General features: G+C 73.2%; 20 protein-coding genes (1 of these 20 cut by a window edge). 16 read left to right on the top strand and 4 right to left on the bottom strand.

The window, feature by feature from the left end; all coding sequences use genetic code 11:
• The first annotated feature begins 29 nt into the window (after window positions 1-29).
• Window positions 30-2,312 (top strand): HelD family protein, encoded by a 2,283-nt coding sequence (locus ACTEI_RS26300; protein ID WP_122980100.1) that lies wholly within the window; start codon window positions 30-32, stop codon window positions 2,310-2,312.
• Between the two features lie 74 nt (window positions 2,313-2,386).
• Entirely contained in the window at window positions 2,387-2,821 is a 435-nt protein-coding gene (locus tag ACTEI_RS26295) for a VOC family protein (protein ID WP_122980099.1), read from the top strand.
• Between the two features lie 72 nt (window positions 2,822-2,893).
• On the opposite strand, the gene ACTEI_RS26290 is transcribed toward ACTEI_RS26295, so the two are convergent.
• On the bottom strand, window positions 2,894-3,505 hold the full coding sequence (locus ACTEI_RS26290) for a DNA-3-methyladenine glycosylase (RefSeq protein ID WP_122980098.1): 612 nt from the start codon (window positions 3,503-3,505) through the stop codon (window positions 2,894-2,896).
• A gap of 405 nt (window positions 3,506-3,910) precedes the next feature.
• Between ACTEI_RS26290 and ACTEI_RS26285 the strand changes: the two genes are divergently transcribed.
• The gene (locus ACTEI_RS26285; protein ID WP_122980097.1) at window positions 3,911-4,636 is read left to right on the top strand and encodes a hypothetical protein; all 726 of its coding nucleotides are present in this window, start codon (window positions 3,911-3,913) and stop codon (window positions 4,634-4,636) included.
• A 211-nt stretch (window positions 4,637-4,847) separates the two neighbouring features.
• Complete coding sequence (locus ACTEI_RS26280) at window positions 4,848-5,654, top strand: CAP domain-containing protein (RefSeq protein ID WP_122980096.1); 807 nt, start codon at window positions 4,848-4,850, stop codon at window positions 5,652-5,654.
• A gap of 140 nt (window positions 5,655-5,794) precedes the next feature.
• Here ACTEI_RS26280 and speB read toward each other — a convergent pair whose 3' ends face one another.
• Entirely contained in the window at window positions 5,795-6,841 is a 1,047-nt protein-coding gene (gene speB / locus ACTEI_RS26275; protein WP_122982422.1) for an agmatinase, read from the bottom strand.
• Between the two features lie 100 nt (window positions 6,842-6,941).
• On the opposite strand from speB, the gene ACTEI_RS39435 reads away from it, so the two are divergent.
• From ACTEI_RS39435 to ptsP, 11 genes are all read left to right on the top strand, one after another.
• Complete coding sequence (locus ACTEI_RS39435; RefSeq protein ID WP_372443257.1) at window positions 6,942-7,601, top strand: type II toxin-antitoxin system PemK/MazF family toxin; 660 nt, start codon at window positions 6,942-6,944, stop codon at window positions 7,599-7,601.
• Between the two features lie 26 nt (window positions 7,602-7,627).
• A complete protein-coding gene (locus tag ACTEI_RS26265) occupies window positions 7,628-8,200 on the top strand; it encodes a hypothetical protein (protein WP_122980095.1) in 573 nt (190 codons plus the stop codon).
• 22 nt (window positions 8,201-8,222) lie between these two features.
• Window positions 8,223-8,879: an adenylate kinase family protein gene (locus tag ACTEI_RS26260; RefSeq protein ID WP_122980094.1), complete on the top strand. Its 657-nt coding sequence runs from the start codon at window positions 8,223-8,225 to the stop codon at window positions 8,877-8,879.
• 1,469 nt (window positions 8,880-10,348) lie between these two features.
• Window positions 10,349-11,110: a DeoR/GlpR family DNA-binding transcription regulator gene (locus tag ACTEI_RS26255; protein WP_122980093.1), complete on the top strand. Its 762-nt coding sequence runs from the start codon at window positions 10,349-10,351 to the stop codon at window positions 11,108-11,110.
• Complete coding sequence (gene pfkB / locus ACTEI_RS26250) at window positions 11,107-12,048, top strand: 1-phosphofructokinase (protein WP_122980092.1); 942 nt, start codon at window positions 11,107-11,109, stop codon at window positions 12,046-12,048. Before ACTEI_RS26255 ends, pfkB begins: the two co-directional genes overlap by 4 nt.
• Before the next feature lie 246 nt (window positions 12,049-12,294).
• Window positions 12,295-13,446, top strand: a complete 1,152-nt coding sequence (mtlA, locus tag ACTEI_RS26245) for a mannitol-specific PTS transporter subunit IIC (RefSeq protein ID WP_239082372.1) — start codon at window positions 12,295-12,297, stop codon at window positions 13,444-13,446.
• A 30-nt stretch (window positions 13,447-13,476) separates the two neighbouring features.
• The gene (locus ACTEI_RS38630; RefSeq protein WP_149100703.1) at window positions 13,477-13,785 is read left to right on the top strand and encodes a PTS sugar transporter subunit IIBC family protein; all 309 of its coding nucleotides are present in this window, start codon (window positions 13,477-13,479) and stop codon (window positions 13,783-13,785) included.
• Window positions 13,778-14,251, top strand: coding sequence for a PTS mannitol transporter subunit IIA (locus ACTEI_RS26240; protein WP_122980091.1), 474 nt, complete (start codon window positions 13,778-13,780; stop codon window positions 14,249-14,251). The genes ACTEI_RS38630 and ACTEI_RS26240 overlap by 8 nt, the downstream gene beginning before the upstream one ends.
• Window positions 14,248-15,288 carry a zinc-dependent dehydrogenase gene (locus ACTEI_RS26235; RefSeq protein WP_122980090.1) on the top strand — a complete coding sequence of 347 codons (1,041 nt, stop codon included), beginning with the start codon at window positions 14,248-14,250 and terminating at the stop codon, window positions 15,286-15,288. Before ACTEI_RS26240 ends, ACTEI_RS26235 begins: the two co-directional genes overlap by 4 nt.
• A gap of 20 nt (window positions 15,289-15,308) precedes the next feature.
• Window positions 15,309-15,584: an HPr family phosphocarrier protein gene (locus ACTEI_RS26230; RefSeq protein ID WP_122980089.1), complete on the top strand. Its 276-nt coding sequence runs from the start codon at window positions 15,309-15,311 to the stop codon at window positions 15,582-15,584.
• Window positions 15,577-17,226, top strand: coding sequence for a phosphoenolpyruvate--protein phosphotransferase (ptsP, locus tag ACTEI_RS26225; protein ID WP_122980088.1), 1,650 nt, complete (start codon window positions 15,577-15,579; stop codon window positions 17,224-17,226). The genes ACTEI_RS26230 and ptsP overlap by 8 nt, the downstream gene beginning before the upstream one ends.
• Window positions 17,227-17,525: 299 nt before the next feature.
• On the opposite strand, the gene ACTEI_RS26215 is transcribed toward ptsP, so the two are convergent.
• The gene (locus tag ACTEI_RS26215; RefSeq protein ID WP_145830966.1) at window positions 17,526-18,083 is read right to left on the bottom strand and encodes a hypothetical protein; all 558 of its coding nucleotides are present in this window, start codon (window positions 18,081-18,083) and stop codon (window positions 17,526-17,528) included.
• Window positions 18,084-18,115: 32 nt separating this feature from the next.
• The gene (locus tag ACTEI_RS26210; RefSeq protein WP_122980085.1) at window positions 18,116-18,865 is read right to left on the bottom strand and encodes a polyphosphate kinase 2 family protein; all 750 of its coding nucleotides are present in this window, start codon (window positions 18,863-18,865) and stop codon (window positions 18,116-18,118) included.
• 81 nt (window positions 18,866-18,946) lie between these two features.
• Between ACTEI_RS26210 and tyrS the strand changes: the two genes are divergently transcribed.
• Window positions 18,947-18,951 carry the 5' end (the start) of a tyrosine--tRNA ligase gene (gene tyrS, locus ACTEI_RS26205; protein WP_222942280.1) on the top strand. Its footprint extends 1,231 nt past the window's final position, so the window shows 5 of its 1,236 coding nt (coding positions 1-5); the start codon lies at window positions 18,947-18,949; its stop codon lies beyond the right edge, outside the window.

Below are 18,951 nucleotides of genomic sequence, written 5' to 3'. Positions count from 1 at the left end.
CACTATCAGAATAGGTCTTGGAGGCACGGGTGTCAAGTCTGTCAACTCTCGCCGAGGAACAATCCCACCTGAGCGTGATCTACGGCCGCCTCGACGAGCTGCGGGCACAGGTGCGTGACCGGCTCGCCGAGGCCCGGCGGCGCGGCGGCGGCACGCCCGAGGCGCGTTCGCAGCGCGACGCCGCCGTGCACGCGCACGCCGACCGCCTAGCCCGGTACGACGCGGTCGAGCACGGCCTCTGCTTCGGCCGGCTCGACATGCGCGACGGCGAGCGGCTGCACATCGGGCGGATCGGCATCCACGACACCGACCGCCCGCTCCTTCTCGACTGGCGCGCCCCGGCCGCCCGCCCGTTCTACGTGGCCACCGCGGTCACCCCGCACGGCGTGACGCTGCGCCGCCACATCCGGACCCGGGGGCGGGCCGTCGTCGAGCTGGACGACGAGATCCTCGACCTGGACGCGGCCGCCACCGCCGGCGACCGCACGCTGACCGGTGAGGCCGCGCTGCTGTCCGCGCTCACCGCCGGTCGTACCGGACGGATGCGCGACATCGTCGAGACCATCCAGGCCGAGCAGGACCGGGTGATCCGCGCCGAACCGGGTGGCGTGCTGGTCGTCCAGGGCGGCCCGGGTACCGGCAAGACCGCGGTCGCGCTGCACCGTGCCGCCTACCTGCTGTACACGTACCGGGAGCAGTTGTCCGCCCGCGGCGTCCTGATCGTCGGCCCGAACGCCACCTTCCTGCGGTACATCTCGCAGGTCCTGCCGTCGCTCGCGGAGACCGGTGTCCTGCTCGCCACCCCGGGCGACCTGTACCCCGGGATCACCGCGCGCCGGTCCGAGCCGGCGCCGGTCGCGGAGATCAAGGGCCGGGCGGTGATGGTCGAGTTCCTGGCGGCGGCCGTCCGCGACCGGCAGCGGGTGCCCGCCGAGCCGTGGGAGATCGACGTCGACGGGCACCCGCTGCGCCTGACCGCCGCCGACTGCGAGCCGTCCCGCGACCGGGCCCGGGCCTCCGGGCTGCGCCACAACGCGGCCCGCCCGATCTTCGTCACCGGCGTCCTGGACGTGCTCGCCGCGCAGGTCGCCGACCGGATCGGCGCCGACCCGTTCTGGGACGACCCGCTCGGCGCCGACGACGCCCTGGCCACGCCGAACCTGCTCGACGAGTCCGACCGGGCCGACATCCGTGCCGACCTCGCCGCGAACCCGGTGGTCCGGGCCGCGATCGACGAACTGTGGCCGCAGCTCACCCCGGCCGGGCTGCTCACCGATCTGTACGCCGCCCGGACCGCCCTCGCCCGCGCGGCGCGCACCGGCGCCACCCCGCTGCTGACCGCGGCGGAGTGCGAGCTGCTGCACCGCGCGCCGGGCGGCGGATGGTCGCCGGCCGACGTGCCGCTGCTCGACGAGGCGGCCGAACTGCTCGGCGAGGACGACCGCGCGGCGCGCGCCGCGGCCGCCCGGGAACGGGCCCGACGTCTGGCGTACGCGCAGGGCGTCCTGGACATCACGGCCGGCTCCAAGTCGTACGAGCTGGAGGACGACGACGAGGCCGCGATCCCGAACATCGCTGACGTGATGGAGGCCGACATGCTCGCGGAGCGCCTGGCCGAGCGGGAGGTCCGCTCGGCCGCCGAACGGGCCGCCACCGACCGGGAGTGGGTCTTCGGCCACGTGATCGTCGACGAGGCGCAGGAACTGTCCCCGATGGCCTGGCGCCTGCTGATGCGCCGCTGCCCGAGCCGCTCGATGACCCTGGTCGGCGATCTCGCCCAGACCGGCGCGCTCGGCGCCCCGTCGAGCTGGTCCCAGGTGCTCTCGCCCTACGTCGCCGAGCGCTGGCGGCTGGCCGAGCTCACGGTCAGCTACCGCACCCCCGCCGAGATCATGGAGTACACCCGCCGGCTGCTGTCCACCGCCGACCCGGCGATCGTCCCGCCCCAGCCGGTGCGCTCCGCGGGCGTCGAGCCCTGGGAGGCGACCGGCGCCCTGTCTGAGCTGGTGGCGCGGGTGACGTACGAAATCGACGCGCTCGGTGACGGCCGCCTGGCGGTGATCGCGCCGGCCGGCCGGCAGGCGGCCCTGGCCGCCGCCCTGCCCGCGCTGACCACCGGCCCGTCCCCGGACCTGGAGGACCGCGCGGTCCTGCTCACCGTGGCCCAGGCCAAGGGCCTGGAATTCGACACCGTCGTGGTCGTCGATCCGGAACGGGTCCGGACCGGCTCCCCGCGCGGCGCCAACGACCTGTACGTCGCCCTGACCCGGCCCACCCGGCGCCTCGGCGTCTTCACCCTGCTGCCGGACTGAGGCGTGCCGGCGCGGCCCCGCCGGGTGACCGGGGCCCGTGGAACGACCGGAGTGTCCCGTTCTATGGTGGACCGATGGCGTCGATCAAGCAGTTTCAGGTCACGTTCGACTGCGCGGATCCCGAGCGCGTCGCCCGCTTCTGGTGCGAGGTCCTGGGGTACGTCGTACCGCCACCCCCGAAGGGCTTCGCCAGCTGGGAGGAGTTCAACCGCGGGCTGCCGGCGGAGCAGCAGGGTTCCGCGTTCGCCTGCGTGGACCCCTCGGGCGTCGGCCCGCGGCTGTTCTTCCAGCGCGTCCCCGAGGGCAAGGTCGTCAAGAACCGGGTGCATCTCGACGTGCGGGTCGGCACCGGACTGGTCGGCGCCGAGCGGCTGGCCGTGCTGGAGGCCGAATGCGCGCGGCTGGTCGCGCTCGGCGCGGTGCGGGAGAGGCTGCTGCTGGCCGACGAGTACAACGAGTCGTGCATCGTGATGCGGGACGTCGAGGGCAACGAGTTCTGTCTCGACTGAGCGCCCGTCACCGCGCGCCCGCACCCGCGCCGCGTGGTGGCGCGCGCCCTCCCCGACTCGCCGGCGCGCGGCTCAGCGGCGCACGGCGCGCCGCTTCGGGGTGTGCCGCCGGTAGACGCTGACGGTCGGGTCGCCGGCGAGCCAGAACCGCCACGGCACGTCGTGGGCGGCGGTCACCCCGACGCGCGGCCCGGCCTCGATCGTGCCGGCCGCGCCGTCCGGCGGGCTGAGCGTCGCCGGGCCGGTGCCGTCCACGACCGAGGTGTCGTTGGCCGCCCGGTTCAGCTCCAGCACCTGCATCAGCTTGGCCGGGCCGGCGGCCAGATCGGCGTCCCGGCGCGCGGCGGGACGGCGGGAACGGGCGGTCTCCAGCCCGCCGACCACCTCACCGGCGCGCAGCAGGACGGCGGCGGCCCGGCCCGGCTCGCCGCAGACGATGTTCGCGCAGAAGTGCATGCCATAGATCTGGTAGACGTAGAGCCGCCCGGCCGGGCCGAACATCACCGCGTTGCGGTTGGTGACACCGCGGTGCGCATGGCTGGCCGGGTCCTCGCCCAGCCCGCTGTATGCCTCCACCTCGGTCAGTCGCACGGTCACGCCGTTCGCGGTGAGCCGCCACCCGAGCAACTGCCGGGCCGCCTGGTCCACCGCCTCGGCCGGGAGCTCCAGCCAGGAATACGTCATGGATCCAGCGAAACACGGCGCGTCCGGCCGGCTGACGCCGGGTTCGACTCGCGGGTCGGCTGCCAGCAGCGACCGGCCGGAAGTCCCACGGCTGCCGGGATCGCGCGCCCGGTGACAGGCATGTTACCGATCGGTATAGTTCGCCGCCTCGGGACGGCTGGGGAGCGATCGATGGCGCAGGCAGAGGAGCCGCGGGGCAACGCGGCGGACACCGGGACGGCCGAGCCGCAAGGAACCGGGCCGGAAGGGGCCGGGCCGGAAGGGGACGCCGCGGGCGGGGCGGTGCCGGGCGGCGGGCCGGGACGTGACGCCGCGGGCGGGGCTTCGATGGGCGGCGGGTCGGCGGCTGACGCCGCGGGCGGGGCTTCGACGGGCGGCGGGTCGGGCGGAGGTCGTACCGGGAAAATGTGGCGGACCTGGTCGCGCCGGGCCTGGGCGACCGCCGGCTGCGCCGCGCTGGTCCTGGCGATCCTCCTCGGCTGGGCCGTCAGCCGGGGCGGCGGGGGCGCCGTCGCGCCGGACGGCGCGTCGCGGACCGGCGACACCGGCTCGATCCTGCCGGCGGCGCCACCGACCGCGCAGGTCGCGCCGCAGGTCGCGGCGCGCCGGGTACGCGCCGCCGCGGACCTGGATGCGGTCTGCGCGAACAGCTACTTCCCGGCCGCGCCGCGGTGGCGCGGGCGGGCCCCGCACCCGGTGGTGATCAGCGTGCGGGACCGCCGGGACCTCGCGCAGCGCTCGGCCCGGACGCTCAACCCGCTGGCCTACGGCTCCTCGGCGGCGGCCCGGCGGGCCTGGGCCCCGGCCGCCACCAAGGCCCAGATCGTCGCCTGCCTGGATCTGATCGGCGGCGGGGCGACCCTCAGGAACTGCCGGACGGACGAGCCGAAGCGGCCGACACTTCCCCTCGAGGTGGGCCGCTACCGGCTGACCGTGTACGAGATCGCCACCCGCCGCAAGGTCGCCGAAACCACCCTGGAGGGCGCCGAGCGCTCCTGCCCGTGGGTGGTGCTGACCGGTTCCGACCCGACCCTGTACACCGCGGTCAGCGACCGTCAACTGGTCCGCGCGCTGCGCCGGCCGGTGACTCAGCCGGTGTCCGAATCGGTCCAGCCGAGGAAGCGTCAGTAGGAGGCCGGCGGGTGGGCCGCCGGCAGAGGTGGGCGGGCGGGTCATCGGCCTCGACGGCGTCCGGCCGGGCGAGTTCCACCCGGCCGCCCGGTGACCCTTATGAGTCGGTGAGCCGATCCTTAAAGAATTCTTTCCTCGGGTGATCTAGCCCGGCGGGTCGCGCATAGTCGTGGGGCGTCGTCCCCTGCCCGACTCACCGAGGTGAATATCCGTGTCGCTCTCCGCCGCCGCCCGTTTCCGGTACACGCTGGTGGCGGGCTCGACAGCCGTGGTCATCGGCACCGGCTTCACCGTGGCGGGACTCATCCAGCGGGCGTCAGCCGACCCCAGCCCCCGGTCGGCTGACGTCCCGCTCGCCGCCGCTGCCGCCCCCGGCAGCACCCCCGGCGACCTCGATCTGCTTCCCGCCGACGACCGGTCGTCCAGCCCGGTCGCCCCCGTGCCGTCGGCGACCAGGCCGTCGACCGCCACCCCGCGGCCGACGGCCAGCAAGCGGACGGCGACCGCGCCGGCGACCCGGAAACCCCGCGCCTCGGCGACGGCGAAGAGGGCGGAGACGGCGTCCGTGGCGTCCGTGGCGAAGGCCCCGGCCACCGCGGACGACATCCTGGACCTGGTGCTCGCGCACATCAACGAGGCCCGCGCCGACGAGGGGCTGGGCGCGTTGCGCCTGGACACCGAGCTGTCCCAGGCGGCCGCCCTGCACAACCAGCTGATGATCGACGGATGCGGCCTGTCGCACCAGTGCGACGGCGAGGGCGGCATCGGCGACCGCTTCAGCGCGCAGGGCGTGTCGTGGGGCTCGGCCGGCGAGAACATCGGGTACGGCTCCAGCGGCAGCAGCGCGGCCGACATGGTCAAGGCGGCGAACGGCCTGACCGACTCGATGCTCGCCGAGGTGCCGCCGAACGACGGGCACCGCAAGAACCTGCTGTCCACCAGCTTCACCCGGATCGGCCTCAGCGTGGTCCGCGACGACAAGGGCATCACCTGGATGACACAGGACTTCGTCGGCTGATCCGGTCGACACCCGGGCGGATGCGTGGCCGCGGGGCGGGTTCGCGTCTGCGCGGTGGGTTCGCGCCTGCGCCGCGGGATAACGCCTACGCCGCGGGATAACGCCTGCGCCGCGGGACAGCGCCCCGCCCACCGGCCGGGCTAATCCACCTGCGCCCGCTCCGGCGTGCCGCCGCCGCGCCCCCGCAGCAACGGCGTCGACCGTGACCAGCGGGGCCCGTCGCCGTCCTTGCGCCGCCGCGCCATCCCGGAGAGCGCCTCCAGCACGACCCGGTTGCCCAGCAGCGCGGTGATCTCGGCGTGGTCGAACGGCGGCGACACCTCGACGATGTCCATGCCGACCACCGGCAGCTCGTGGCAGATCCGCGAGACGCTGTCGAGCAGCTGCCGGGCGGTGAAGCCACCCGGTTCCGGGGTGCCGGTGCCGGGCGCGTGCCCGGGGTCGCAGACGTCGATGTCGACCGAGAGGAAGACGCCGTCGCAGCCGTCCAGGGCGATCTCGAACGCGCTGCTGAGCACCGCGTCCAGACCACGTTCGACGATCTCGCTCATGTGGAACGAGTTCATCCGCTGGTCGGCCATCCAGTCCAGCACGTCCGGGCCGGGCCAGTAGCCGCGCAGGCCCAGCTGCAGGAACCGGTCGCCGCGCACCGCCCCGGACTCGATCAGCCGGCGCATCGGCTGGCCGTGGCCGTAGAGCGAACCGAACTCGATGTCGCCGGTGTCCGCGTGCGCGTCGAAGTGGATCACCGAGATCCGGCCCGGCCCGTGGGCGCTGGCCACCCCGGTCACGTCCGGCCAGGTGACGGTGTGGTCGCCGCCGAGGATCAGCGGGATCGCCCCGTTCCGGGCGACGAGGCCGACCGCCTCGGCGATGGTGCGGCAGCTGCGCTCGATCTCGCCGCTGAACACCTCCAGATCACCGGCGTCCCTGACGGTCAGGTCGGTCCCCAGCGCGTCGACCCGCATCGCCAGGTGCGGGCGGGAGCCGTCGTGCGCCAGGTAATCGGTGCCGCGGATGACCTGCGGGCCGAACCGGGCCCCCGGGCGGTGCGAGGTGCCGCCGTCGAACGGCGCGCCGATGATCACCACGTCGGCGTCCGAGTACGTCTCCGGCACCTGCCAGTCGCAGGCCGGGATCCCGAGGAACGTGTAGTCCGGCCCGTACATCGGTCCGTAGCGCGTCATGGTGTGCATCCTTCCGGGCCGGGGATCCGTCGGGGACTGTATCGCCATACTGTCCGGCCGTACCGTCCGTCGAAGGCCGTAAGGTTCAGCGGTGCTCGAAATGCTGAAGTCCCTCCTGCGCCGGTTGTTCGGCGGGCCGGCGGAGCCGGCGCCGCGGGGCGAGGCCCGCACCCGCAGCGCGCCGCCCCCGGCAGCCGCCCGCCCGTCCGCGACCCCGACCCCGGCTCCGGCGCCCCGCCGGCCCGCATCGCCCGGCCCGCGCGGGTCCGCCGCATCGCCCGGCCCGCGCCGGTCCGCCGAGGCCGCGCGCCCCGGCGCGGCGTCGAAGCCTCCGGCGCGGCGTGGCCCGGCGCCGGCCCCGCGCCCGCCCCGGCAGGTTCCCACCGAGCAGCGCGGCCGCACCGTCGCCTACGCCCCCGACCTGGACGGCGACGCCGACCCCGGGGAGATCGTCTGGACCTGGGTGCCCTATGAGGATGACCCGGCCCAGGGCAAGGACCGCCCGGTGCTGGTCGTCGGCCGGGACGGCCGCACCCTGCTCGGGCTGATGCTCTCCAGCCAGGGCGAGCGCGACGGGCAGCGCAACTGGCTCGCCCTCGGCGCCGGCGACTGGGACCGGACCCAGCGCCCCAGCTGGATCCGCCTGGACCGGGTGCTGGAGGTCGAGGAGGACGGCATCCGCCGCGAGGGCGCGATCCTGGACCGGGCTCGCTTCGACCGGGTGGCGACCCGGCTCCGAGGGGACTATGGCTGGGCATAATCGGACAACGGGATAGCGTTGCGGGTATGGAAACGGACGTCATGGCCGGTTTCGGCGGCAAGCAGGCCTGGCTCGCGGTCGCGGGCGCCGCACCGGAAGCCGTGCTCACCGCGCTGGGCCTGCGCGACCTCGGCCCGGTCCGCTGGCGCGACGGGCTCGACCTGGCGCACCTGACCGGCGACCGGGTCGCGGTGACCCCGCCGCTGCCCGGCGCCCGTGGCACGTCCTGGGTGCTCGCCGCCGGCCACTGGCTGATGAGTCCCGGCCCGGACGTGGTCGCGCTCTCCGCCACGCTCGACACCGAGGTGCAATACTTCGCGACGCACCGGGTGACCGAGTTGCATCGATGGCAGCGCGCGGTGAAAGGTGATCTCGTGCGCGCGTTCGGGTACGTCGGCCAGACCGGCGAGGTCACCTCGTGGTTCGGCGAGCCCGGGCCGGCCGAGCGGGAGGCCGGCCTGCCCGGCACGCTCGACGAGGAGGCCACCGTGCTGGTGGCCGAGCGCGACGTGTTCCGGGTGGCCGGCGCCTGGAGCGTCGATCCCACCACGTTGACCGGGCCCGCGCCCGGCCCGCTGCGGATCGGCGCGGCGGACTGACCCCCCACTCGGAGATACCCACATGCGCAAGTACGTGATCATGGGCGTCCAGGGCAGCGGCAAGGGCACCCAGGGCCAGCTGCTCGCCCGCGGCCTCGACCTGACGCACATCGGCGTCGGCGACATCTTCCGCTGGAACGTCCGCAACCACACCAAGCTCGGCGCCCAGGTCCGGCGGATCATGGCGGCCGGCGAGCTGGTCGACGACGACCTGGTGGAGGCGGTGGTCCGCAGCCGCCTGGAGCGGCACGACTGGAACTACGGCTTCGTCATCGACGGCTTCCCGCGCAACGGCCGGCAGGCCGAGTTCTTCATGGAGAGCTACGACCTGGACGCGGTGATCCACCTCGAACTGCCCGACGACGAGGTGCGCCGCCGGGTCCTGAGCCGGCGCCTCTGCCCCAGCTGCGGCATGGACTACAACCTGATCGCGGACCGCCCGGAGCAGGAGGGCCGCTGCGACATCTGCGGCCACGAACTGGTCACGCGTGCCGACGACACCCCGGAGGCGCTCGAGGCCCGGCTGCGCGAATACCACGAGAAGACCCGCCCGGTGCTCGAACTCTTCCGCCGCAAGGAGGTCGTCCACGACGTCGACGGGCGCCCGCCGGTCGACGAGGTGCAGGCCGCGATCCGCAAGACCCTGGGCCTGCCGCCGCACATCCCGGCGCAGGGCTGACCCTTTCCCGGTACGACCCGCGCCGTCCCGTCCGCAGGCGTCCCGCCACGCCCCGCCCCGGTGGCTGCTGCGGCGTCAGGGTGTACGGAGGCTGTGGCGGTGCGCGGGTGTCTCGCGGCGTCCGCCCCGCGTGTCGCGGCGCGCGGACCGACGCGGCGTCCGCGCCGGGTGTCGTGGTGTGCGCGTCGGGGGCAGCATGTAGGAGCCCGGCGTTGCGGTGCGCGGCTTCCAGCGCCGGCGGAAGCCGACCGCATCGCGGCGTGCCGGTCACGACGGGATGCGCCTCGTACGTCGTAGCGGACCGGCGCTCGCTGATCCGATCCGGTCACGTCACGCGGTCAGCTCGCTGCCCGACCGGCGCTGTGACTTCCGCCCGGTGGTGTCCGACGGGCGGGTGGACGGCGTGGAGCCTCGGTCACGGGCATCCGTGCGTTCCGCCCGTTCGCCGCCACGTGTCCATATCTCCGTGGCACGGTACCCGCCTGGCGGACACCTCCCGGATATGAGATCGCGTCCGCCCACCGCCGGGCGGGTATCCGGCGAAACAACAACCGCCAGCACCAGCCCGGGCCGCTCAGCTGGCGATGGCGGTGGCAATCCGATGCGCATGACGACCGTCCGGTCCAGCTTGGGGAGTCGGGTTGGTGGTTGCGGTGTGTATTACGACCGTCGGCCCCGGCCCGGGGAGTCCGGCTGGTGGCGGCGGTGCTATTCCGGCGCAATAACGATTGTCAGTGCCGGCCGGGGTCGCGTGGCGTGATCGCGCAGGCGATCGCCGTCGGCCGTACCGGGGCAGTTGGAGCGGATGCCGGCCTTCCGGCGCACCGCGCGCATTATTCGGAGCGGCGTGATCTGGGCTTTTCCTCGGATCTGCCATCCTGGTCCGCGGCGAGCTCGTCGCCGGACCGACTTCGGAGATTATGGATTCCTCCGCGCTTCTCACGCTTTTCGTGGACGGATCTGCACCGGCTCGATCCGGCCCGAGCCGGACGATCGCTCGTCGCAAGCCAGTGCTGCAGGCCATCGATCTGCGTGTTTATCTGGTGGGTCGAGGCGTCGGCGAGGCGCTGTTCCACGGGGGTTGCTGAGTGGGGCGGGCGGTCCGGCGGTCGGGTCGCTGAGTGGGGCGTCCCGAAGGTCAGGGCGTCCCGGCGGGAAGGGTGTCGCGGAAGGCGGGGCGTCCCGGCGGGCGGGGCGCCCGGGTACCCCTGACCTCACCGGTACGCAGCAGCGCCGCCGGCCACCGCAACCACCCCTCCCGCCGCTGCTCAAGGGCAAAAATCAACACAACCGGGCATTCATGATCTTCTCAAGCCTACCGTCCGGTGCGGGCGACTTGCCCACTCTTACCACTTTGGTGATAGGCCACAGGACCCATAAGGAGAGCGAAATCTCTTTGACATATTGCGCTCGGGCAGAAGCGGGCGTAAACAAAGACGAAACCAAATCAAGGCCCGGGCGGTGAGCGGATGTACGCGGAGGAACGGCAGCAGGAGATCGTGCGGCGTGCCCGCCTGGAGGGTCGTGTCGACGTGGTGGCGCTGGCGGACAGCTTGACGGTCACCGCCGAGACGATCCGGCGCGACCTGACCGTGCTGGAACGTGCCGGCGTGCTGCGCCGGGTGCACGGCGGCGCCATCCCGGTCGAGCGCCTCGGCTTCGAGCCGGCGCTGGCCACCCGCGACGCCGTGCTGATCAGCGAGAAGGAGCGGATCGCCAAGGCCGCGCTGGCCGAGATCCCGGAGGATGGCGCGATCATCCTGGACGCGGGGACGACCACGGCGCGCCTGGCCCAGCTCCTGCCCGCGGATCGCGAGCTCACCGTCGTGGTGAACTCCCCGGTCCTGGCCGCCATGCTGGGGCTCAAGCCGAACCTGACGGTGCTGCTGCTCGGCGGCCGGGTCCGTGGCAAGACGCTGGCCACGGTGGACGACTGGGCGCTGCGACCACTGTCCGAGATGTATGTGGACGTCGCCTTCATGGGCGCCAACGGCCTTTCGGTCGAGCGCGGCATGACCACCCCGGACCCGGCCGAGGCGGCGGTCAAGCGGGCGATGATCGCCGCGGCCCGCCGGGTGGTGTTGCTGGCCGACCACACGAAGATCGGAAATGACTATCTGGCCCGGTTCGGTGGTCTCGACGACCTCGATCTGCTGATCACCGACACCGGGCTGGATCACGAGCTGGCGGCCGAGGTAGAGGCCACCGGAGTGCGGATGGTGCAGGCATGATTCTCACGGTCACCCTGAACCCGAGCGTCGACCGGGCGCTCGAGGTCGACGCGCTGGTCCGCGGCGAGGTGCTGCGGGCCGGAGACTCGCACATCGACCCGGGCGGCAAGGGTGTCAACGTCTCGCGGGCGCTGCTGGCCAATGGGGTGCGCTCCACCGCGGTGGTGCCGACCGGCGGCGCCGAGGGCGAGCAGCTGGTCGACCTTCTCAGGGCCGAGGGGGTGGACATGGTCGCCGTCCCGATCACCGGACGGACCCGGTCCAACATCACCCTGGCCGAGCCGGACGGCACGGTCACCAAAATCAACGAAGCCGGCCCGGTGCTCTCCACCGACGAGTTCGCCCAGGTGAGCGACGCCGTGTTGGCCGCCGCCCAGGGGAGCGAATGGGTGGTCATCTGCGGCAGCCTGCCGCCCGGCCCGTCGGTGGCCGCCTTCGCCGCGCTCTGCGAGCGGCTGGTCGCGGCCGGCGCCCGCCTCGCCGTCGACTCCAGCGGCCCGGCGCTGCTCGCCGGCGTCAACGCGGGAGCGACGCTGGTCAAGCCGAACCGGGAGGAGCTGGCCGAGGCGGCCGGCGCGGAGCTGACCACGCTCGGTGACGTGCTGGACGCCTGCGAGCGGCTGCGCAAGGCCGGCGCCGGCACGGTGCTGGCCAGCCTGGGCGCCGACGGCGCGGTGCTGGTCGAGCAGTCCGGTGTGCTGACCGGGAAGTCGCCGGTCAGCGTGCCGCGCAGCACGGTCGGCGCGGGCGACGCGATGCTGGCCGGCTTCCTCGCGGCCGGGGCGCGCGGCGAGGCGGCGCTGATCGAGGGCCTGGCGTGGGGCGCGGCCGCGGTCAGCCTCCCGGGCAGCCGGATGCCACGCCCGCAGGACCTCGACCGGACGACCATCCGCATCGACAGCGACCCGGACCCGTCCCGCCCCCTCGGCCGCGACTGAGGACCGTCGGCGAGCGCGACGCAAGACTCGCGGACCGGGGCGCCCGCGCCGGACCGCGCGAACAGCAACTCCACTCGTCCACCGGGCGTACCCGTACGTCGTACTCCGGACATCGATGACCGGCGGCCGCCCGGCCGCAGCTGAGCTGTACCCGTAACAAAAACGAAATTCGCTTCTCAAGCGGTATGAAGTTCACGTTCTCAGCGGGGGACCGGCACGACCCCAGTCAATGAATGGAGATCCCTCATGGCCTCTTCGTACACCCCCGAGGTCACCGGAACCGGGTTCCGGGCCCGAGTGCAGAAACTCGGCGGCCATCTGGCCGGCATGGTGATGCCGAACATCGGCGCGATCATCGCCTGGGGCCTGATCACCGCCATGTTCATCCCGGTCGGCTGGATACCGAACGACGACCTGGCCAAGCTCGTCGACCCGATGATCAAGTACCTGCTGCCGATCCTGATCGGTTACACCGGCGGCCGGATGGTGCACGGTCAGCGGGGCGCGGTGGTCGGTGCGGTCGCCACGTTCGGTGTCGTGGTCGGCGCCGACGTCCCGATGTTCCTCGGCGCGATGGCCATCGCGCCGCTCACCGCGTACGTGCTCCGGCTCTTCGACAACGCGATCGACGGCAAGATCAAGCCCGGCTTCGAGATGCTGGTGGACAACTTCTCGGCCGGCATCATCGGCGCGCTCTTCGCCATCCTCGGCAAGCTCGCCATCGGCCCGGTCGTCGACGCCCTCACCAAGGGCGCCGGCAACGCCGTCGACTGGCTGCTCGACCACAGCCTGATGCCGCTGGCCTCGGTGCTGGTCGAGCCGGCCAAGGTGCTCTTCCTGAACAACGCGATCAACCACGGTGTGTTCGGCCCGCTCGGCGTGCAGCAGGTGCAGGACACCGGCAAGTCCATCCTGTTCATGATCGAGTCGAACCCCGGGCCGGGCCTCGGCCTGCTCGCCGCGTTCATGTTCTTCGGCCCGAGGTCGCTGCGCCCGACCACCCCGGCCGCGATGATCATCCACTTCCTCGGCGGCATCCACGAGATCTACTTCCCGTACGTGCTGATGAAGCCGCGGCTGATCCTCGCGATGATCGCCGGTGGCATGTCCGGTGTCGCGACCTTCATGATCACCGGCACCGGCACCGTCGCCACCCCGGCGCCGGGCAGCATCTTCGCCTACTTCGCGGTCACCGCGAAGGACGGCTACTTCGGCATGATCCTCGGTGTCGTGATCGCCACCGTGGTCACCTTCGCGGTCGCCTCGGCCCTGCTCGGCTTCGGCAGGTTGAAGAGCGACCAGGAGCCGGACGAGGCCGAGGAGTCCACCGCGGACGCCGGGACCGCCGGCGTCACGCCGACCGCCGTGGCGCCGCGCGCCGCGACCGAAACCGCCTAACCCACCCACTCACCGAACGGAGGTCCGGCCATGGCCACCATCAACGGCAAGGACATTCACAAGCTCGTCGTCGCCTGCGACGCCGGCATGGGCAGCAGCGTGATGCTCGCCAGCACCCTGCGCAAGCAGCTCGGCAAGACCGGCGTCACCGTGGAGCACACCCCGGTGAACTCCATCCCGGCCGACGCCGACGTGGTGGTCTGCCACAACGGCCTGGCCGCCCGGGCCCGTTCGGTGGCGCCCGGCAAACCCATCGTGCCGTTCCAGATCTTCCTCGGCGACCCGGCGGTCACCCGGGTGGTCAAGGCCATCCAGCAGGGCACCGACCTCGATGTCTGAGCTGCTGGACCGCCGGGCGATCAAGCTGGCCGAGACGGCGGCGGACCGCGAGGACGCGATCCGCCGCTGCGGCGAGGCGCTGGTGGAGATCGGTGCGGTCGACCCCGGGTACGTCGCCACGATGCTCGCCCGGGAGCAGTCGATCTCCACGTACGTCGGCGAGGGGGTGGCCATCCCGCACGGGACCCTCGGCGGCAAGGCACTGGTCCACCGGGACGCGCTGGCCGTGCTGCGCTTCCCGGCGGGTGTGGACTGGGGCGGCGAGCCGGTGACCGTCTGCGTCGGCATCGCCGCCTCCGGAGACGGGCACGTCGAGCTGCTCGCCGCGCTCGCCGAGATCCTGCTCGACGAGGACCAGGCCCGTGAACTGCGCGAGGCCACCGACCCCGACACCGTGATCCGGCTGCTCGGGGCGATCAAGAACGAGACCGGCGACGAGCCGGTACGAGAGGACAGCAAGTCATGAAGGTCGTGCGATTCCATGCCCCCGGCGACGTCCGCTTCGAGGACGTTCCGGAGCCCGAGGCCGGCCCGGGCGAGGTGAAGATCCGGGTACGCAACTGCTCCACCTGCGGCACCGACGTGAAGATCTCCAAGTTCGGCCACCACCACATCCACCCGCCGCGGGTGATGGGCCACGAGATCGCCGGCGAGGTCGTCACGGTCGGCGACGGCGTCGAGGGCTGGGCGGCCGGGGACCGGGTGCAGGTGATCGCGGCCATCCCGTGCGGCGAGTGCGGCGAGTGCCGGCGCGGCCGGATGACCATCTGCCCGAACCAGGTCTCGATGGGCTACCACTTCGAGGGCGGCTTCGCGCAGTACATGGTGGTGCCCAAGGAGGTGCTGAAGGTCGACGGCCTCAACCGCATCCCGGACGGCGTCACGTTCGCCGAGGCCTCGGTGGCCGAGCCGCTCGCCTGCGCCCTCAACGCGCAGAACCTGGCCCGCGTCGGCGAGGGTGACGACGTGGTCGTCATCGGCTCCGGCCCGATCGGCTGCCTGCACGTGCGGCTGGCCCGGGCCCGCGGCGCCGCCCGGGTGTTCCTGGTCGAGCTCAGCCGCCAGCGCCTGGAGATGGCCGCCGACCTGGTCAAGCCGGACGCCGCGATCTGCGCCGGGGAGACCGACCCGGTCGAGGAGATCCTCAAGCTGACCGACGGCCGCGGCGCCGACGTCATCATCACCGCCGCCGCCTCCGGCAAGGCGCAGGAGCAGGCCATCCAGATGGCCGCCCGGCAGGGCCGGATCAGCTTCTTCGGCGGCCTGCCCAAGGACAAGCCGACCATCACCTGCGACTCCAACCTGGTGCACTACCGGGAGCTGACGATCGTCGGCGCCAACGGCTCCAGCCCGGCGCACAACAAGCAGGCGCTCGACCTGGTGGCCACCGGCGCGGTGCCGGTCGCCGATCTGATCACGCACCGGTTGCCGCTGGACGGCGCGATCGACGCGTTCGGCATCGTCGAGCGCGGCGAGGCCATCAAGGTCACCATCGAACCGTAAGTCCGAGGAAGGGGAACACCATGCCCACGCGCACGGTGACCGTCGGTTCCAGCAGCGGGCTGCACGCCCGCCCCGCCAAGATCTTCGTGGAGGCGGCCGCCGCGGCGCCGGTGAAGGTCACCATCCGGGTCGGCGACAAGCGTCCGGTGCCCGCCAAGAGCATGCTGTCGGTGCTCGCCCTCGGCGCCAAGCAGGGCACCGAGGTGATCCTGGAAGCCGACGGCGACGGCGCCGACCAGGCCCTGGACGGCCTCGCCGCGCTGCTCGCCAAGGATCTGGACGCCGACGATGCCTGACGCCACCGGCCTGGCCGGCATCGGGGTGAGCGCCGGCGTCGCCGCCGGGCCGCTGCTGCGCATCGCCGCGGCGCCGGCGCTGCCCCCGCCGGTCCCGGTCGGCGACCCGGAGGCGGAGGTGCGCCGGGCGTACGCCGCACTCGCCGAGGTCGTCGCCGACCTGGAGCGGCGCGCCGACCGGGCGACCGAGGCCACCGTGGCCGAGGTGCTGCGCGCCGAGGCGTTGATGGCCGGCGACGAGGAGTTGCGTGACGCCGTCCGCGAGCACATCGAGGACGGCACCGACGCGCCGCACGCCATCGACGCCGCCTTCGGCACGTTCCGCGAGATGTTCGCCGAGGCCGGCGGCTACCTCGCGGAACGCGTCGCGGACCTGGACGACCTGCGGGACCGGGCGGTCGCCGTGCTGCTCGGCCTGCCGATGCCCGGCGTTCCGCAACCGGGTCACCCGTACGTGCTGGCCGCCCGCGACCTGGCCCCCGCGGACACCGCCGACCTCGACCCGGACCAGGTCGTCGCCCTGGTCACCGAGATCGGCGGCCCGACCAGCCACACCGCCATCCTGGCCCGGGCGCTCGGCCTGCCCGCCGTGGTGGCCTGCCCCGGCGTGCTGCGGGTTGCCGAGCACACCCGGGTCCTGGTGGACGGCGCGACCGGCCGGGTCGACGTCGGCGTCGACGAGGCGACCGTGGTGGCCGCCCGGCGGGACGCGGCGGCCGAGGCGGCGGCGGTGGCCGGCTCGTCCGGGCCGGGCCGCACCTCGGACGGGCACGCGGTGAAGCTGCTGGCCAACGTCGGCTCGGCGAAGAACGTTCCGGCCGCCGACCAGGCGCACGCCGAGGGGATCGGACTGTTCCGCACCGAGCTGCTGTTCCTGGACCGCGCCTCGGAACCGGGCCGCGACGAGCAGATCACCGCGTACCGGGAGGTCTTCCGCGCGATGGCCGGGCGACGCGTGGTGATCCGTACGCTGGACGCCGGCGCCGACAAACCGCTGCCGTTCCTCCACCAGGACGGCGAGCCCAACCCCGCCCTGGGTGTCCGCGGCCTGCGCGTGGCGCGGCGGCGCCCGGGCGTGCTGACCGCCCAGCTCGCCGCGATAGCGGCGGCGGCGGCCGACTGCGACGCGGACGTCTGGGTGATGGCGCCGATGGTCTCCACACTCACCGAGGCGACCGAGTTCGCGGCCGCGGTGCACGAGGCCGGGCTGCCCAGGGCGGGCGTGATGATCGAGGTGCCGGCCGCCGCGCTGCGCGCCGGTGACCTGCTGCGGGCGGTGGACTTCCTCAGCATCGGCACCAACGATCTGAGCCAGTACACGTTCGCCGCCGACCGGATGTGCGGCGAGCTGGCCGACCTGCTCGACCCGTGGCAACCGGCGCTGTTGCAGCTCATCGCGATCTGCGGGGCGGCCGGGCGGGAGACCGGCAAACCGGTCGGGGTGTGCGGCGAGGCGGCCGCCGATCCGCAGCTCGCGCCGGTGCTGGCCGGGCTGGGCATCAGCAGCCTGTCGATGTCACCGCGGGCGCTGCCGGCGGTGCGGGCCGCGCTGGCCCGCCATTCCTACGCGGAATGCCGCCGGCTGGCCGAGTTGGCGGTCGCCGCGCCGGACGCGGTCGCCGCGCGCAAATCGGTCCTCTGAGCGCGGGCACCCGCCCGTGCTCGCGGAAAAGGCCTCCGTCGATGGCGGAGGCCTTTTCGCGGCGTGGGCGGTCGGTCTCTTCCGCGGGCTCCGCGCGGCGTGGGCGGTCGGTCTCTTCCGCGGGCTCCGCGCGGCGTGGGCGGTCGGTCTCTTCCGCGGGCTCCGCGCGGCGTGGGCGGTCGGCTTCTTCCGCGGGCTCCGCGCGGCGTGGGCGGTCGGTCTCTTCCGCGGGCTTCCCGCGGCGTGGACGGTCGGCTTCTTCCGCGGTCGCTTCGCGCGGCGCCGCGGCGTGTCCGGATTCAGTTGAACGGGAAGCCGGGTGGGAAGGACACCGGAAGATCGGACAGGTCTGACAGGTCCGGCGGCTCGACATCGGTCATCAACCGGATCAGGTCGAGGGCGACCTTCGGCGTGCCGGGGGTGCCCTGTACGACGGTCACCCGCTTCTTGCTGCTGTCCCGGTACCCGACCTCGATCTGATAGGTGTACCTGTCGCGGGGCACGGTGGCCGGCGCGTACCGGGGCCGCAGCGCCAGGAAGGCGGCGCTGGAGGCCAGCCGGAGCACCTGCGCCTGCTTCTGGTCGGCCGCGCCGACCAGACTGAACACCGCCTGCCCCTGCTCGGAGGCGCGGGTGCGGACCACGGCCACGGCGATCGCCTGCTTCGTGGCCGTGGTCCGGGTGGCGGCCGGCGCCCAGGTCAGGCGGGCCGGATCGGTCAGGGTGGCGGACGCGACGGAGCCGGGCGCCACGGCGGGTGTGGTCGCCTCGGTGGCCACGGCGGGCCCGGCGACGCCGCACACGGCACCGGCGAGGCCCGCCAGCAGGGCGGCGGTGCGCATAGGGATCCTAGTCATGCGCTTTACCATATCGGTCAAAACGGCTTTAATCAGGCTAATAGCCCAAGCTTGGCCAGCTTCTTCTCGACCACCTGGCAGACCTCCTCCACCACGGCCAGCCGGGCGTACCCCTTGTCGTCGCCCGGGATCACCCGCCAGCGCGCCCGCGGCTGGTCGGTACGCGCCAGCATCTCCTCGATCGCCGCCCGGTACTGGTCGCGCTTCTCCCGGTTGCGCCAGTCCTCGTCGGTCAGCTTCCAGGTGCGCAACGGATCGGCCGCCCGGCTGTGGAACCGGCGCAACTGCTCCTCGTCCGACACGTGCATCCAGAACTTGATCAGGATCATGCCCTCCGCGGTCAGCGTCCGCTCGAACTCGTTGATCTCCTCGTACGCCCGCTTCCACTGCGCGTCCGTGGCGAACCCCTCCACCCGCTCCACCAGCACCCGGCCGTACCACGACCGGTCCAGCACGGCCATCCCGCCGGCGCCGGGCAGCACGTTCCAGAACCGCTGCAGGAAGTGGTGCCGCTTCTCGTCGTAGGTCGGCGCGGCGAACTGGGCGACCCGCACGTGCCTCGGATCCAGCGGCGCCACCAGGCGCTTGATCGCCCCGCCCTTGCCGGACGCGTCCCAGCCCTCGAACAGCACACACAGCGGCGGCCCGATCTTCTTCTCCCCGATCTGCCCGCCCAGCGTCAGCCGCAGCCGCAGCAGCCGCTGCTGCGCCGCCGCCAGCCGCGCCTCGGCCTGCTTCTTGCTCATCTCGACCGGCGGTTTCGCGTTACCCAGGTGACCCATCCGCTCATCATCGGCGAATCCCGGTGTGGTCCGCACCCGGCGGTGCGGGAGAATCCCTGCGTGACTCTCGTAGACGACCTGATGTG

Origin of the sequence: Actinoplanes teichomyceticus ATCC 31121 (genome assembly GCF_003711105.1) — a bacterium.
Lineage (GTDB): Bacteria > Actinomycetota > Actinomycetes > Mycobacteriales > Micromonosporaceae > Actinoplanes > Actinoplanes teichomyceticus.
This window is presented reverse-complemented; position numbering and strand designations above follow the sequence as displayed.